Annotated in this window: 12 protein-coding genes; 3 read left to right on the top strand and 9 right to left on the bottom strand. The window is 71.8% G+C overall.

Annotation, left to right across the window (positions count from 1 at the left end; genetic code table 11):
- Positions 1–362 precede the first annotated feature (362 nt).
- A complete protein-coding gene (locus ACZ5FU_RS31970) occupies positions 363–980 on the top strand; it encodes a hypothetical protein (RefSeq protein WP_451527142.1) in 618 nt (205 codons plus the stop codon).
- 387 nt (positions 981–1,367) lie between these two features.
- Here ACZ5FU_RS31970 and ACZ5FU_RS31965 read toward each other — a convergent pair whose 3' ends face one another.
- From ACZ5FU_RS31965 to ACZ5FU_RS31945, 5 genes are all read right to left on the bottom strand, one after another.
- Complete coding sequence (locus ACZ5FU_RS31965; RefSeq protein WP_451527141.1) at positions 1,368–2,012, bottom strand: hypothetical protein; 645 nt, start codon at positions 2,010–2,012, stop codon at positions 1,368–1,370.
- 68 nt (positions 2,013–2,080) lie between these two features.
- Positions 2,081–2,782 (bottom strand): ribonuclease HII, encoded by a 702-nt coding sequence (locus tag ACZ5FU_RS31960; protein ID WP_451527140.1) that lies wholly within the window; start codon positions 2,780–2,782, stop codon positions 2,081–2,083.
- 685 nt (positions 2,783–3,467) lie between these two features.
- The gene (locus ACZ5FU_RS31955) at positions 3,468–4,373 is read right to left on the bottom strand and encodes an ADP-ribosylglycohydrolase family protein (RefSeq protein ID WP_469047612.1); all 906 of its coding nucleotides are present in this window, start codon (positions 4,371–4,373) and stop codon (positions 3,468–3,470) included.
- On the bottom strand, positions 4,363–5,043 hold the full coding sequence (locus tag ACZ5FU_RS31950; RefSeq protein ID WP_451527138.1) for a histidine phosphatase family protein: 681 nt from the start codon (positions 5,041–5,043) through the stop codon (positions 4,363–4,365). Before ACZ5FU_RS31950 ends, ACZ5FU_RS31955 begins: the two co-directional genes overlap by 11 nt.
- A 120-nt stretch (positions 5,044–5,163) precedes the next feature.
- Entirely contained in the window at positions 5,164–5,769 is a 606-nt protein-coding gene (locus ACZ5FU_RS31945) for a YdbC family protein (protein ID WP_451527137.1), read from the bottom strand.
- Positions 5,770–5,923: 154 nt separating this feature from the next.
- Here ACZ5FU_RS31945 and ACZ5FU_RS31940 point away from each other — a divergent pair, with 154 nt between their 5' ends.
- Complete coding sequence (locus tag ACZ5FU_RS31940) at positions 5,924–6,457, top strand: TerD family protein (RefSeq protein ID WP_451527136.1); 534 nt, start codon at positions 5,924–5,926, stop codon at positions 6,455–6,457.
- Between the two features lie 200 nt (positions 6,458–6,657).
- On the opposite strand, the gene ACZ5FU_RS31935 is transcribed toward ACZ5FU_RS31940, so the two are convergent.
- Together ACZ5FU_RS31935 and nrdR are read right to left on the bottom strand one after the other, a co-directional pair.
- Entirely contained in the window at positions 6,658–9,552 is a 2,895-nt protein-coding gene (locus ACZ5FU_RS31935; RefSeq protein WP_451527135.1) for a vitamin B12-dependent ribonucleotide reductase, read from the bottom strand.
- 165 nt (positions 9,553–9,717) lie between these two features.
- Entirely contained in the window at positions 9,718–10,284 is a 567-nt protein-coding gene (gene nrdR, locus ACZ5FU_RS31930; protein WP_451779741.1) for a transcriptional regulator NrdR, read from the bottom strand.
- 635 nt (positions 10,285–10,919) lie between these two features.
- Here nrdR and lexA point away from each other — a divergent pair.
- Positions 10,920–11,699, top strand: a complete 780-nt coding sequence (lexA, locus tag ACZ5FU_RS31925) for a transcriptional repressor LexA (protein ID WP_451527133.1) — start codon at positions 10,920–10,922, stop codon at positions 11,697–11,699.
- A gap of 266 nt (positions 11,700–11,965) precedes the next feature.
- On the opposite strand, the gene ACZ5FU_RS31920 is transcribed toward lexA, so the two are convergent.
- Together ACZ5FU_RS31920 and ACZ5FU_RS31915 are read right to left on the bottom strand one after the other, a co-directional pair.
- Complete coding sequence (locus tag ACZ5FU_RS31920) at positions 11,966–13,939, bottom strand: ATP-dependent DNA helicase (RefSeq protein WP_451527132.1); 1,974 nt, start codon at positions 13,937–13,939, stop codon at positions 11,966–11,968.
- A 236-nt stretch (positions 13,940–14,175) separates the two neighbouring features.
- A complete protein-coding gene (locus tag ACZ5FU_RS31915) occupies positions 14,176–14,964 on the bottom strand; it encodes a GNAT family N-acetyltransferase (protein ID WP_469047610.1) in 789 nt (262 codons plus the stop codon).
- Positions 14,965–14,976 lie beyond the last annotated feature (12 nt).

Genomic DNA, 14,976 nt, shown 5'->3' with positions numbered 1-14,976 from the left:
ACGTGGCGCTTCCGTGTGTCCGGAACGAAGGACGACACCGCGCGCGTCGGCCGGCACCGCCCGCGCGTCGGCCGGGGAGGAGCCGCGCGCCGACCGGGAAACGTCACGCTCCGGACGGATGAACGAAGGGTGTACGGCCGGCACACGCGTCACCCTGCGTTCATGGGGTAAGGATATAAGACACTCTCCGCCACATAAGGGTCGGTGGCCCCAATTGCTCGTTGCCGCATCCAAGTTCGACAGGAAGAATTGAGTTCCGCTCCCCGCACGGCTCGACCGTGGTCCGGCAGGGCTCTCCTGCGGTGTGCGTGCCCCCGAATCCGACCCGCCCGCAGGTGTGGGCCGTAGCCGAAGGGAGGCCCGTGACCCTCGGATTCGCTCCGTCGTCGGCACCGCTGTCGACGTCCACGTCCGCCGCTTCCGCCAACCGCTTGCTCGAACCCACGGAATGGGCTTCGGCCGGCATTCCGCTGCTGCGCAACCCGCGGGAGGTCGTCAGCGGCCTGCACGCGCGCCATCTGCCGAAGCCGGCCACCGCGGTCGTGGCGGTGCTCGACCCGGACGAACGGCTGCTGGCCAGCGCCTCGTTCACCCGGCGCCAGGCGCAGGCCGACGGCTGGATGTTCCGCAACGCGCTGCTCGCCCAGCTGCGCCGGGTCATTCCGCACGATCTGCGCCGCCGTACGCCGGTGCGCACCGCCGTGCTGCTCTACTGCCGCGAGGGCGACGCACGCTGGACGGAGGAGGACGGCGCCTGGATGTGGGGCCTGCGGGACGCCTGCACCCTGCACGGGCTGCGCTGCGGGGCGTACATCACGCTGACCCGGGACGGCTGGCAGGTCCTCGGTGAGGGCCGTGGAGGCCGTCGCCCCCACGCGGATTCACCGCCGGAGCCCTTCGCGCTGTCCGAGGCGCCGCCGCCATTGCCGCGGACCGGCGGCGCAGCCTCGGAGGTGCTGCGCCGCGCGGCCGCGCGCTGAGAGGCCGCCGACTCCCCCGCCGAGCCGGCAGAAACGATCCGCCTTCACCCGACGGCGATCCCGGGGAACCGACCGTGCGGTGCCGCGTCGCGCCGCGCGGCACCGGCCGCCGGCACCGCGCATCGGCACCGCCCGCCACACGTCGACACGGCGCATCACGATGTCGCGCGTGACGCATCATGACGTCCGCGAACGACGCCGTCTCCCGGCTCGTCCCCGCCGTGCGAGGTCGGATCGCCACGAGCCCGCGGCGGCGCGCACGCCGAGGCGGCGCACCCGGACTTCCGGGTCCGCACGTCCGGAGACCGGCGTGGAGGTGCCGCGAGGGCGGCTCCTCCCCCGCTCCGGGCGTTCCCCCGGACGACCGGGAGAGGACCTGGAGCGGGTTCAGACTCCCGTACCGAGCACCGAGTCGATCTGCTGCGGGTCACCGCAGACGATCAGCAGGGCACCGGCCCGGGCACGGGCCGCCGGGAGGGCGGTGGCGGCGACGGTGGCGGAACCCTCGTTGACCGCGACGACGACCACGGGTCGCACCGCCGCACGGTCCAACGCGGAGGCGTCGGCGTAGAAGACGTCGTCCCCGGAGTCGTGCTGCGCCCAGTAGGACGCCTCACCGAAGGACAGTTCGTGGGCCGCCCACGGGTGCTGTTCGCCGGTGGTGACCACCAGCACCTCACCCGGGGAGCGGCCCGACTCGAGCAGCAGGTCGACGGCCTCCTCGGCGGCGTCCAGCGCGCCCGCGGCCGAGGCCGGGATCAGCTGGATCTGAGGGGTCGCCGAAGCGGGCGCGGAAGGGGAAGCGGCAGGGGTGGCCCGGGCCGAAGGGCCGGGCACGGCGGCCACATCGCGCGGCGTGCGCTGCACGGGCGGCGTGGGCCGGACAGGACCAGGCCGACCGGGACGCGGCGGGGCCGCGGGACGGGGACCGGGTACGGGTCGAGGGGTCGGCGCGGTGCGGCCACTGGCCGGAGTGGCGCGGGGACCCTGGGCACTCTCGTGAATCTGAGGCTCCTCGGGAGGGAGAGGCATGGGCTGATGTCTATCAAACGGTGGTGCGACTGGCGCCAGCGGGTGGCACATCAGTGCGAGCGGAATCGTCAGAAGTCGAAGCCGAGCTGGCCCTCGATCTCCGGCGCGCTTCCGTTCGCCCAGCCGCGGGCCTTCTTGAGGTGCCGCCACTGGGGCAGCGCATCAAGATACGCCCACGACAACCGGTGGTACGGGGTGGGGCCCCGCTCCTCCAGTGCGGCCTTGTGGACGGGTGACGGATACCCGGCGTTGTCCGCAAAGCCGAAGTCTGCATGGTCGATACCCAGTTCGGCCATCATTTTGTCGCGCTGCACCTTGGCGAGCACCGAGGCCGCCGCGACGGCCACGCACGACTGATCGCCTTTGATCACCGTGCGGACCCTCCAGGGGGCGCCGAGGTAGTCGTGCTTGCCGTCGAGGATCACCGCCTCGGGTCGCACCGGCAGGGCGTCCAGGGCACGCACCGCGGCGAGCCGCAGAGCGGCGGTCATCCCCAGCTCGTCGATCTCCTCCGGCGAGGCGTGCCCGAGGGCGTACGAGGTCACCCACTTCTCCAGTTCCACGGCAAGCTCGTTGCGACGCTTGACGGAGAGGAGCTTGGAGTCGGTGAGGCCGACGGGAGGCCGGCGCAGTCCGGTGACCGCCGCGCAGACGGTGACGGGACCGGCCCACGCACCGCGGCCCACTTCGTCGACACCGGCGATGATCTTGGCTCCGGTCGTGGCGCGCAGAGAGCGCTCGACGGTGTGAGTGGGGGGTTCGTACGGCATGGCGGCCTTAGCCTACGCCGCCCGGATCCCCTCGCGACACCCCGGTCGGCAGGACCCCGCGCGCGATCGCCGAAGGACTCGCCGGCGGCCCGTTCGGCCAGCGGCCGGAAGCGGCGGCGACCGCGTGAACGGGTCGGCCGTCTCCTCGACCTCCCGGTTGCCTGATTCGCTTCCGCACATCCTCGATCGGCATATCGCCACGGCCGGTGCGGCGTCCGGCGCACGGCCGCCCGCTACACCGGAACGCACCTCACGCCTATGATCCCCGCACCGAAGGCCTCTCCCAGAAGCCGGCCGGCCGGCTCGACACCTCGCGAGGATCAGCACACAGAAGCATTCCGTCCAATTCGGGTCGCATTCGCGAATGATCGAGAACAGCGCGAGACCCGGTCGGGAGTGCCCGACTTCGCACGCCTGGCTCGCCGGGGCCGCCAGGTCCTCGCACACGCTTCCCGGATCGGTCACCGCGTCCTGTCCCGGCCGCCCGGCCGCCCGGCGCGCAGAGTGTCGGCGACGAGGTCCTCCCCGGGCCGCCGACGGCAGTGGACGGCCTCCTTGCCGGTCCGGGCGCCGGCCGCCGCCCTTCCCTCGTGAGGCTGTTTCCCCCGGTCGCGCCCGGTCGGTCCCGGCGAGCGACGCATGGCGAACGGCGGCAGAAACCGCTCAGCGGTACGGGGGGCGGCGTTCAGGAAGCGGAGGGGACCCAATCCGGCAGGGCCTCCACCTGCTCGGTCCAGGCGGCGGGAGGAGTCCCCGCTCTTCCGGAGGCGATGACGCCGCCGACGATGGCGCAGGTCGTGTCCACGTCCCCGCCGACCTGCGCGGTGGTCCAGAAGGCCTCCTCGTAGTCGCCGAGGGAGCGGGCGGCGGACCAGAGCGCGAACGGCACGGTGTCATGGGCCGTCGTGCGCCGTCCGCAGCCCAGGACCGCCGCGACGGTGCCGGCGTCGTCGTAGTCGAGCATGTCCCGGGCGCGGCGCAGACCCGCGGTCACGGCGCTTCTGGGGATGAGGCCGATGACGCCCTCCAGGAGGGCGTCGGCGCCGGGCGGACCTCCCGGCGCACCGGCCAGCGCGGCGGCCGCGGCGACGGCCATGGCGCCGACCACGGCCTCCCGGTGCTGGTGCGTGGGGTAGGCCGAGATCTCCGCCTGGTGGGTGGCCTGCTCGGGGTCGTCGGCGTACCAGGCGCCCAGGGGGGCGATCCGCATGGCGGCGCCGTTGCCCCACGAGCCCTGGCCGTTGAACAGGGCGGATGCGAGTTCGCGCCAGTCGCCGCCTTCCCTGACTAGTCTCAGCAGCCGGTTGACGGCGGGGCCGTAACCGCGGTCGAAGTCGTGGTGCACGGCGAAGGAGCGGGCCAGGGCGTCCTGGTCGACGCGCCGGTGGGCGGCCAGGACGGCGACGACGGAACAGGCCATCTCGGTGTCGTCCGTCCACTGCCAGGGTCCCGGCGGCAGCTCGCGGTGCTTCAGCAGCGGGTAGTTGGCCGGCACGAAGAACTGCGAGCCCAGCGCGTCGCCCACGGCGAGTCCGCGCAGCGCTGCCAGGGCACGCCCCAGCCGTTCCTCGGGGGAGGAGTCAACGGTCATCGCTCTGCCACTCTCCAGTGATCCCGTACGGCTCCGGATTCCGCCACCGGGCGAACGGCCGGTCGAGGGTGTACTTGCCGTCGTCCCCGAGAACGAGCATCCGCATCTCGGCGTTCCCCGGATTCGACAAGGACTCGAATTCGGCGACCGTCCAGTGGAACCAGCGCATGCAGAACAGCCGCATGGCCAGGCCGTGCGTCACGATCAGCACGTTCGGCGGGTGGTCGGGGGCCTCGAAACTGCGGAACAGGCTCTCCAGGAAGCCGCCGACCCGGTCGTACACGTCGGCCCCGCTCTCCCCCTGGGCGAAGCGGTAGAAGAAGTGCCCGTAGGCGTCGCGGTAGGCCTTCTGGAGGCGGACGTCGTCGCGGTCCTGCCAGTTCCCCCAGTCCTGCTCGCGCAGCCGGGGTTCCTCCCGCACGCGTATGAGGTCGGGGGCGAGGTGGAAGGCGCGGAGGGTCTCGTGGGTGCGTCGGTAGGGGGAGACGTACACACTGACCTGCTCGTCGCCGAACACCTCCCGCAGGGTCTTGCCCGTCTCCTCCGCCTGGTGCCGGCCCCGCTCGGTCAGGGCCAGCGCGTGGTCGGGTTCCCGCTCGTAGACGGTGTCATCAACATTGCCCGTTGACTCCCCGTGCCGGACAAGGACGATGCGCCGTGGTCGTGCCATGCGAAGACACTAGATCGAGTGGCGGCCGATCGAGCACTCGTACGGCCTCCATACGGCGTAGGTCACACGAAACCCGCACGCGAAAGGCGCGTCGGCGCGCGCGGGGCGGGAATCCGGGTCTCACACCGTCCAGGTGGGCTCCAGTTCCACGATGTCGCCGGTCATGGCCGAGACGTCGGCTTCCGTCTGGGCGCGCAGGGCTAGCCGTTCGATCCGCTCGGTGCGGTACTTGCCGTGCTCGGCCTGCGAGCGCCACATCGACAGGACCAGGAACTCGTGTCCCGGCGCCTCCGCGAACAGGCCGCGGACCATGCCGGGTGATCCCGCCATGGCCGGGTTCCACACCTTCTCCTGCATCAGGGTGAAGTGTTCGGCGCGCTCCTCGTGGACCCGGCACAGGGCCGCCCGTACCAGGTCGCAGTCGGTGAAGCGGGGTTCGAAGCCGGTCTTCACGTCGAAGCGGTGGTCGAACAGGCGGACCCGGGCGTCCTTGAAGGTGCCCGCCTGGGTGGTCGCCAGCCGGTCGTGGGAGCGCGCCATGAAGGAGTCGTAGAAGGCGCGGCTCTCCCAGAAGGCGAAGACATGCGCGACCGAGGGCCGTGTCCTGCTCCAGCCCCCGCCCTGTCCCCGGAATCCCGGCTCTCCCAGAAGCCCCGCCCACTTCCGCTGTCCCCGCTCGAACCCGCGACGGTCCACCACGGTGCAGCGAATCCACTTGACCAGCACCGCGCCATGGTACGGCCGACGGGCGTGACGGCGGTCCGTCTTGGGCATCCGGCATTCGTGCGGGCTGCCACGCGTGCATGGCAGGATGGACAACCGGCCCTGACGAGCGGCCAGTTCGGCGGGACAGCAGACGGGGACGGGGAGGAAAAGACCGGTGAACGGCCTCAACAAGGGGATCCGCAAGGTCGAGATGTCGCTGAAGTGGGACCCGAGTCCGGCGGGTGAACCACCCACCGACCTGGACATCGTGGCCGGCGCCTACCTCGGGGACGACCCGCGGGGCGAGCCCGTCTACGTGGTGCACTTCGACAGCCGCTCCCCCGACGGCACCATCACGCTCCACCGCGACAGCACGGACGGCAAGGGCTTCGGCTGGGACGAGGTCATGACACTCGAACTCGACCGGCTGGACGCCCGGTACGGGCGCGTGGTGGTCGGCGTCGTCGTCCAGCAGCGCCACGGCGAGCGGACCTTCGTCGGCGTGCGCAATCCGGCCTTCCGGATACGCGAGGGTTACACCGTGCTGACCGAGGGCGACTTCGGCGGCGTGCTCGGGGCGACGGCCGCCACGGTCGCGGAGTTCGTGCGCGACCCGGCCGACGGCTGGACGCTCCGCGACGGCGTGCAGGGCTACGAGGACGACCCCGCGGCCTTCACCCGGATCATGGGCGGACTGCGCCGGCCCTGACCGCGGGCGGGACACGTGAGGGCGGGTGGAGCCGGGGTCCGGCTCCACCCGCCCTCACGTCTCGGCCCCGCCCTCCGGGAGGTCCGCGGCCCGGACCGCGCACCGCGCAACACCGAGAGCGGTGGGGCCGGCAACCGGCTCCACCGCTCTCGTCAGGTCGTCCTCCCCCAGCGGGTGCTACCGCCCGGGGCCGCCCGGGGTCAGCTGCACCCGCTGGTCGAGCCGCAGCCCTCGCAGATGTAGCAGGAACCGGCGCGCTGCATCTTCGTGCCGCAGGAGAAGCACAGCGGGGCGTCGGCGTGGATGCCCAGCTGCATCTCCACCAGCTCGGCGCTGGTGTGGGCCTGCTTCGGGGCCGGCTTGGCGGCCTCCACCTCGGCCTTCGGCGTGCCCACGGCCTTCAGGTCCTGGGCGCGCGGGGCCGACTGGGCCAGACCCTCGACGTCGACGTCCTCCTCGGACGGCTCGTACGAGCCGGTCTCCAGGTGGCGCTGACGCTCCTCGGCGGAGTGGATGCCGAGCGCGGAGCGCGTCTCGAAGGGCAGGAAGTCGAGCGCCAGGCGGCGGAAGATGTAGTCGACGATCGACTGGGCCATCCGCACGTCGGGGTCGTCGGTCATACCGGCCGGCTCGAAGCGCATGTTGGTGAACTTCGAGACGTACGTCTCCAGCGGCACGCCGTACTGGAGGCCGACGGAGACCGCGATGGAGAAGGCGTCCATCATGCCGGCGAGCGTGGAGCCCTGCTTGGACATCTTCAGGAAGACCTCGCCGAGACCGTCGTCCGGGTAGGAGTTGGCGGTCATGTAGCCCTCGGCGCCGCCGACCGTGAACGACGTCGTGATGCCGGGACGGCCCTTGGGCAGACGCTTGCGGACCGGGCGGTACTCGACCACCTTCTCGACCGCGGTGCGGATGGTGTCCTCGGCCTTCTCGGTGATCTCGGCCTTCTCCTTCTCCTTGGTCTTCGCGGAGAGGGGCTGGCCGACCTTGCAGTTGTCGCGGTAGATCGCGAGCGCCTTGACGCCGAGCTTCCAGGCCTCGTAGTAGATCTCCTCGACCTCCTCGACGGTCGCCGTCTCCGGCATGTTGACCGTCTTGGAGATGGCGCCGGAGATCCACGGCTGGATCGCGGCCATCATGCGGACGTGGCCCATCGGGGAGATGGCGCGCTCGCCCATGGCGCAGTCGAACACCTCGTAGTGCTCGGGCTTGAGGCCGGGGGCGTCGATCACATTGCCGTGGTCGGCGATGTGGGCGACGATCGCCTCGATCTGCTCCTCCTGGTAGCCCAGGCGGCGCAGGGCCTGCGGCACGGTGCCGTTGACGATCTGCATCGAGCCGCCGCCGACCAGCTTCTTGAACTTGACCAGGGCGAGGTCGGGCTCGACGCCGGTGGTGTCGCAGGACATCGCCAGACCGATGGTGCCGGTCGGGGCGAGCACGGACGCCTGGGAGTTGCGGAAGCCGTTCTTCTCGCCGAGGTGCAGCACGTCCTGCCAGGCCTCGGTGGCGGCGGCCCAGACGGGGCTGTCCAGGTCGTCGATGCCGACGGCCTTCTGGTTGGCGTCGGAGTGCTGCTTCATGACGCGGTTGTGCGCGGTGGCGTTGCGGGCGTAGCCGTCGTAGGGACCGACGACCGCGGCCAGTTCGGAGGAGCGGCGGTAGGCCGTGCCCGTCATCAGGGAGGTGATGGCGCCGGCCAGGGAGCGGCCGCCGTCCGAGTCGTAGGCGTGGCCGGTCGCCATCAGCAGGGCGCCGAGGTTGGCGTAGCCGATGCCGAGCTGGCGGAACGCGCGCGTGTTCTCGCCGATCTTCTGGGTCGGGAAGTCCGCGAAGCAGATGGAGATGTCCATCGCGGTGATGACCAGCTCGACGACCTTCTGGAAGCGGTCGGCCTCGAAGGACTGGTGGCCCTGGCCGTCGTCCTTCAGGAACTTCATCAGGTTCAGCGAGGCGAGGTTGCAGGACGTGTTGTCCAGGTGCATGTACTCGCTGCACGGGTTCGACGCGGTGATCCGGCCGGACTCGGGGCAGGTGTGCCAGGTGTTGATGGTGTCGTCGTACTGGATGCCCGGGTCGGCGCAGGCCCAGGCGGCCTCGGCGATCTTGCGGAAGAGCGACTTGGCGTCGACCTCCTCGATCACGTCGCCGGTCATCCGCGCGCGCAGGCCGAACTTGCCGCCCTGCTCGACGGCCTTCATGAACTCGTCGTTGACGCGGACGGAGTTGTTGGCGTTCTGGTACTGGACGGACGTGATGTCGTCGCCGCCCAGGTCCATGTCGAAGCCCGCGTCGCGCAGGACGCGGATCTTCTCCTCCTCGCTGACCTTCGTCTGGATGAAGTCCTCGATGTCGGGGTGGTCGACGTCGAGCACCACCATCTTGGCGGCGCGGCGGGTGGCGCCACCGGACTTGATGGTGCCGGCGGAGGCGTCGGCGCCGCGCATGAAGGAGACCGGGCCGGAGGCGTTGCCGCCGGAGGAGAGCAGTTCCTTGGAGGAGCGGATGCGGGAGAGGTTCAGGCCGGCTCCGGAGCCGCCCTTGAAGATCATGCCCTCTTCCTTGTACCAGTCGAGGATCGACTCCATGGAGTCGTCGACGGACAGGATGAAGCAGGCGGAGACCTGCTGGGGCTGCGGCGTGCCGACGTTGAACCAGACGGGGCTGTTGAAGCTGAAGATCTGGTGCAGCAGGGCGTACGCCAGCTCGTGCTCGAAGACCTCGGCGTCGGCGGGCGACGTGAAGTACTTGTGGTCCTCGCCGGCCTTCCGGTAGGTCTTCACGATGCGGTCGATCAGCTGCCTGAGGCTGACCTCGCGCTGCGGGGTGCCGACGGCCCCCCGGAAGTACTTGCTGGTGACGATGTTGACCGCGTTCACCGACCAGAAGTCGGGGAACTCGACGCCACGCTGCTCGAAGTTGACCGAGCCGTCGCGCCAGTTGGTCATGACGACGTCACGGCGCTCCCAGGCCACCTCGTCATACGGGTGCACGCCGGGGGTCGTGTGGATGCGCTCGATACGCAGGCCCTTGGTCGCCTTGGCGCCCTTGGCTCGGGAACCCCGTGCCGGACCGCTCGCCGTCTCTGTCATGCCGCCTCCCTGGTACGGGCGAAAACGCCCTGAAATGCCACGTTGTTCCCGTGACACGGTGTTCTGTCTTGTGCTGCGGGCACCACCACTCGCCACACCCGCAGCAGGTCTCGTCCGCCGCCGCCCGGCCCGGTCCGGAGCCTGCGTCCCGGTTCCGGCCCGCGGTCAGTCGGCGGAGTGGGCGGGCTCGGGGACCTGCACGGTCCCTCCGCGCCCGCCGTCGTCCTCCCGGCCCCCCGCGACGACGCCTGCCGCGTCCTCGCGGCCGCCGTCGTCAGCGTCGGGGTGCCGCGTCCGCCTGAGTTCCGCGATCGCGGCCTCGAAGTCGTCGAGCGAGTCGAACGCCCGGTAGACGGAGGCGAATCGCAGATAGGCGACGAGGTCCAGCTCCTGCAACGGGCCGAGGATGGCCAGCCCCACGTCGTGGGTGGTCAGCTCGGCGCTCCCGGTGGCCCGCACCGCCTCCTCGACCCGCTGGCCGAGCTGGGCGAGGGCGTCCTCCGTGACGGGCCGTCCCTGGCAGGCCTTGCGCACGCCGTTGATGACCTTGGTGCGGCTGAAGGGCTCGGTGACCCCGGACCGCTTGACCACCATGAGCGAGCACGTCTCCACGGTCGTGAAACGACGGGAGCAGTCGGGGCACTGGCGGCGCCTGCGGATCGACGTGCCGTCGTCGGTCGTACGGCTGTCGACGACACGGCTGTCGGGGTGCCTGCAGAAGGGGCAGTGCATGATCCATCCCTCCTCACGGCAGTCTCCATGGCCCCGCGGGCCTCACGGGCCACTCGAAGCAGCCCTCAGCATAGGCGATCCCGGAGGGTGCGAAGTCCCGGGGGAACACAACTTGTGGGCTGCTGGGGATATCCAACCACTAGATGTAGGGATCGGCTTATTCACCCAGGCTGTGTCGCGTGTCGCACCGACGGCCCTCACGGGGCGCTTTCCGGCGGTCACAGCGAGCATCCGGAACCGGCCGTGCGGGGCTCGCGGCACGCGCGCGTGCGGGCCCCGCCGGCGCACCCGCGCGCCGTGCGGTCACCCGCGCGCGGGCATGCCGCCGGGCCGCCCGCGGGGATACCGTGAGCGCCGGGAGGAGGAGCGGTGGGACTCTCGTACGCAGCCGGGCCCGACTCCCGGCCCGCGGCGGTGCGGGTGGCAGACTGGGATCACGGCCCACGAGGCGATCGGCTCCGGCGGCGAAGAGTACAGCAAGCGACCCTTGCACCCGGCGGGCAGCGCGTCAGCCATACACCCCGAAACATGATCAAGTCAGGCTATCCACGCTTTTTCACTCGAACGTGTGTTTGGCGCAACCTTTCGAAAGCAACTACCGTTGTCCAGCAGGGAGACAACCGAGAGGGGCCGACGTGACCACCACCGCAGACAGTGCCACCATCACTGCCCAGGACCGCTCCCAGGGCCGACTCGAGCCGGTACACGCGATGAACGAACCCATGAACCCGGAGGCGCACAAGCGCTCCCTGCCGGGCCGACCTCCAGGCATCCGGGCGGACAGCTCGGGGCTCACCGACCGTCAGCGGCGGGTGATCGAGGTCATCCGGGATTCCGTGCAGCGGCGCGGGTACCCGCCGTCGATGCGGGAGATCGGCCAGGCGGTCGGCCTGTCCAGCACCTCGTCGGTCGCCCACCAGCTGATGGCACTGGAGCGCAAGGGCTTCCTGCGCCGCGACCCGCACCGTCCGCGCGCGTACGAGGTGCGCGGTTCCGACCAGGCCGCGGCGGTGCAGCCCACGGACACCGCCGGCAAGCCCGCCGCGTCGTACGTCCCGCTGGTCGGCCGGATCGCCGCCGGCGGCCCGATCCTCGCCGAGGAGTCGGTGGAGGACGTCTTCCCGCTCCCCCGGCAGCTCGTCGGCGACGGCGAGCTGTTCGTGCTCAAGGTCGTCGGTGACTCGATGATCGAGGCCGCGATCTGCGACGGCGACTGGGTCACCGTCCGCCGCCAGCCGGTCGCGGAGAACGGCGACATCGTGGCCGCCATGCTGGAGGGCGAGGCCACCGTGAAGCGCTTCAAGCGTGAGGACGGCCATGTGTGGCTGCTCCCGCACAACGCGGCGTACGAGCCGATCCCCGGCGACGACGCGACCATCCTCGGCAAGGTGGTGGCCGTTCTGCGCCGCGTCTGAGCGCGGCGGCGGACGGGCCTCCTCGACCGCCCCCCTGACTGGGCCCCGGGATCCCTGCGCCGGTTCCGGGGCCCTGTGCTGTCCGGGCACCGGCCGGTCCTTGCCGTCGGGGGGTCCGTCCGGTCCGTCCAGGGCCCGTTCGGTGCCGCGCCGCGGAGGCGGCCCGGTCGACGGCCGGGCCCGGACGGGGGTGAGGGGCCCGCCCTCGAGGGCACGGGCTCCTTCCGCACGGGGCCGTGCGGAAAGGGCCCGTACGGTCCCACGCCCTATGCGTCGGCCTGCTTCGCGGCCGCGTCGATCGCCGCCAGCGACCTGCGGACCTGGTGGGGGTCCGTCGTGAACCAGAAGTCGGGCATCGAGGCCTTCAGATAGCTGCCGTAGCGCGCCGTGGCGAGCCGCTGGTCCAGCACGGCGACGACGCCGCGGTCGCCCGACGCGCGGACGAGCCGGCCCGCGCCCTGGGCCATCAGCAGCGCGGCGTGAGTGGCGGCGACCGCCATGAAGCCGTTGCCGCCGGCCTCCTCGACCGCCTTCTGGCGAGCGCTCATCAAGGGGTCGTCCGGACGCGGGAACGGGATCTTGTCCATCACCACCAGCTGACAGCTCGGGCCGGGCACGTCGACACCCTGCCAGAGGGACAGCGTGCCGAAGAGGCAGGTCTCCGGGTCCGCCGCGAAGTTCTTGATCAGCTCCCCGAGCGTCTCCTCCCCCTGCAGCAGGATCGGGAACTCGGGGATGCGGGCGCGCAGCTCCTCCGCGGCCAGCTGGGCGGCGCGCATCGAGGAGAAGAGACCGAGGGTGCGTCCGCCGGCCGCCCGGATCAGCTCCGTCAGCTCGTCCAGCATGTCCGCGCGGTCGCCGTCGCGCGCGGGGCGGGCCAGGTGCTTGGCGACGTACAAGATGCCCTGCCTGGGGTAGTCGAAGGGGGAGCCGACGTCGACGCCCTTCCACTGGGGGACGTCCTCGCCCTGGGTGCCCTCCGGGGCGAGCCCCATGGAGGCGCCCACGCCGTTGAAGTCGCCGCCCAGTTTCAGGGTCGCCGAGGCCAGGACCACGGAGCGGTCCGCGAAGAGCTTCTCGCGCAGGAGGCCCGAGACGTTCATGGGGGCGACGCGCAGGGAGGCGCCGAAGCGGTCGTGCCGCTCGTACCAGACGACGTCGTACTCCGAGCCGTTCACGAGGCGCTCCGCCACGTCGTGGACGCTCTCCACCGACGCCAGCGCCTGCTTGCGGACCGAGTCCTCGTCCTGGACGGACTTGTCGCGGGTGGCGCCGATGGCGGAGATCACCGTGCGGGCGGCGTCGCGCAGCGCCATGAGGGCGTAGGCGAGGTCCTCCGGGATCTCCTCCAGGCGGCCCGGAAGGGCCAGCTCCATCAGCCGCTCGAAGCCCTCGGCGGCGGTCTGGAGCTGATCGGCCGCCTTCTCGTTGACGAGCTTCGCGGCGCGGCGCACGGCCCTGTTGACCTGGCCCGCGGTCAGCTCGCCGGTGGCGACGCCGGTGACCCGCGAGACCAGTTCGTGGGCCTCGTCGACGATGAGCACCTCGTGCTGGGGAAGGACGGGGGCGCCCTCGATGGCGTCGATGGCCAGCAGGGCGTGGTTGGTGACGACGACCTCGGCCAGTTTGGCCTGCTCGCGGGCCATCTCCGCGAAGCATTCGGCGCCGTACGCGCACTTCGTGGCGCCGAGGCACTCGCGGGACGAGACCGAGACCTGGCCCCAGGCGCGGTCGGAGACGCCGGGGGTCAGGTCGTCCCGGTCGCCGTTCTCCGTCTCGTCGGCCCAGTCGCGCAGCCGCAGCAGGTCCTGGCCCAGCTTGCTGGTGGGCGCGGCGGCCTCGAACTGGTCGAAGAGGCCCTCCTCCTCGTCCTGGGGCATGCCCTCGTGCAGCCGATGCAGGCACAGGTAGTTCGACCGGCCCTTGAGCATCGCGAACTCCGGGCGGCGGCGCAGCAGCGGGTGCAGCGCGTCGACCGTGCGCGGCAGGTCGCGCTCCACGAGCTGGCGTTGCAGCGCCAGGGTGGCGGTCGCCACGACGACCCGCTCCCCGTGGGCGAGCGCGGGCACGAGGTACCCCAGCGACTTGCCGGTGCCGGTGCCGGCCTGGACCAGCAGATGGGATCCGTCGTCGATCGCCTCCGCGACGGCTTCGGCCATGGCCACCTGGCCGGGGCGCTCCGTGCCGCCGACGGCGGCGACGGCGGCGTGCAGGAGTTCGGGGAGTGAGGGCTTCGTCATAGCGCGACCACCCTACGGGGCGGCACTGACAAAGGTGTGGTCACGGGGGACGGGAGTGACGCGATCAAGACGGTGGGCCTCACGGTGGGCGGGACGGGATGCCGGTTCGGGCACGCGGGCGACCGGTCGGGACCGGACACGGCCGACGGTGGGCTGTCGGCTGCCGGCTGTCGGCTGTCGGCTGTCGGCGACCGACCGCCGACCGCCGACCGCCGACCGGGCAGCTCGACACGGTGTCAGAGGAGATGCCGCGAGGCCCGGTCCCGGACCAGGAGAGCGGCTCGCTTGGCGGGCAGGCCGATCTCCGCGGAGAACCGGAAGCCGGCGGTCAGGAAGGCCGCGACGGACGGCGTGTTGCGGATGTCGGGTTCGGCGACGACCCGCGCGCAGCCGGGTCTCCTGTCGAGGACGAGATCCGCGACCGCCCTGAGCAGTACGGCGCCGAGTCCGCGGCCCCGGTCGCCGGCTCCGCCGAGGAGGACGTGGAGACCCGTGTCGTGCGGCCGGGCCGGATAGAAGCCGGCCAGGGGATCGAGGTCCGCCCGGTAGACCTCCCAGTAGCTCATCGGGGTGCCCTCCAGCACGCCGAGGCACGGGACGCTGCGGCCGTCGCCGGCCAGTTGCCCGCGCAGGTGCGCCGCGGTCACGGTGTCCGGACCGGCGAGTTCCCAGAAGGCCGCCACCTCGGGGTCGTTCATCCACCGGGCGATGCGGGGCAGGTCCCTGTCGAGCCGGACGGGGACGAGCCGGAAGGTCCCGACGGGGGTGGCCGTCCGGCCCCAGCCGGCGACGTGGTCGAGCGGGTCCTCCGGGGCCATGCGGTGGGCCCCGCCGCCCCGGCCGGCGACGTCGTGGAACGGGTCCCCCAGGACGGCGGGGCCTGGCCGGGGGCGTGGGGCGTCCGGGCAGGACGCGGAAGGCCCGGGTGGCGTCCGGACCGTGCCCGGTCCCGGCGGGGCGGGCGAGGAGCGGGAGCCGTCGGGCGGACGGGGCTCGGGGGCGTCCTCGGCACGGGTGGCGGGCACGGCTCCACTCCT

Source organism: Streptomyces sp. NPDC031554 (genome assembly GCF_055580685.1).
The sequence above is the reverse complement of the archived record's forward strand: the minus strand, read 5'-3'. Positions and strand labels throughout refer to the sequence as shown.

Coding starts and splice junctions, on each gene's coding strand:
- ACZ5FU_RS31950 (WP_451527138.1), bottom strand. CDS start 5,043: ATGGCACGACCACGGCGCATCGTCCTTGTCCGGCACGGGGAGTCAACG.
- ACZ5FU_RS31960 (WP_451527140.1), bottom strand. CDS start 2,782: ATGCCGTACGAACCCCCCACTCACACCGTCGAGCGCTCTCTGCGCGCC.
- ACZ5FU_RS31920 (WP_451527132.1), bottom strand. CDS start 13,939: ATGACGAAGCCCTCACTCCCCGAACTCCTGCACGCCGCCGTCGCCGCC.
- nrdR (WP_451779741.1), bottom strand. CDS start 10,284: ATGCACTGCCCCTTCTGCAGGCACCCCGACAGCCGTGTCGTCGACAGC.
- ACZ5FU_RS31935 (WP_451527135.1), bottom strand. CDS start 9,552: ATGACAGAGACGGCGAGCGGTCCGGCACGGGGTTCCCGAGCCAAGGGC.
- ACZ5FU_RS31965 (WP_451527141.1), bottom strand. CDS start 2,012: ATGCCTCTCCCTCCCGAGGAGCCTCAGATTCACGAGAGTGCCCAGGGT.
- ACZ5FU_RS31955 (WP_469047612.1), bottom strand. CDS start 4,373: ATGACCGTTGACTCCTCCCCCGAGGAACGGCTGGGGCGTGCCCTGGCA.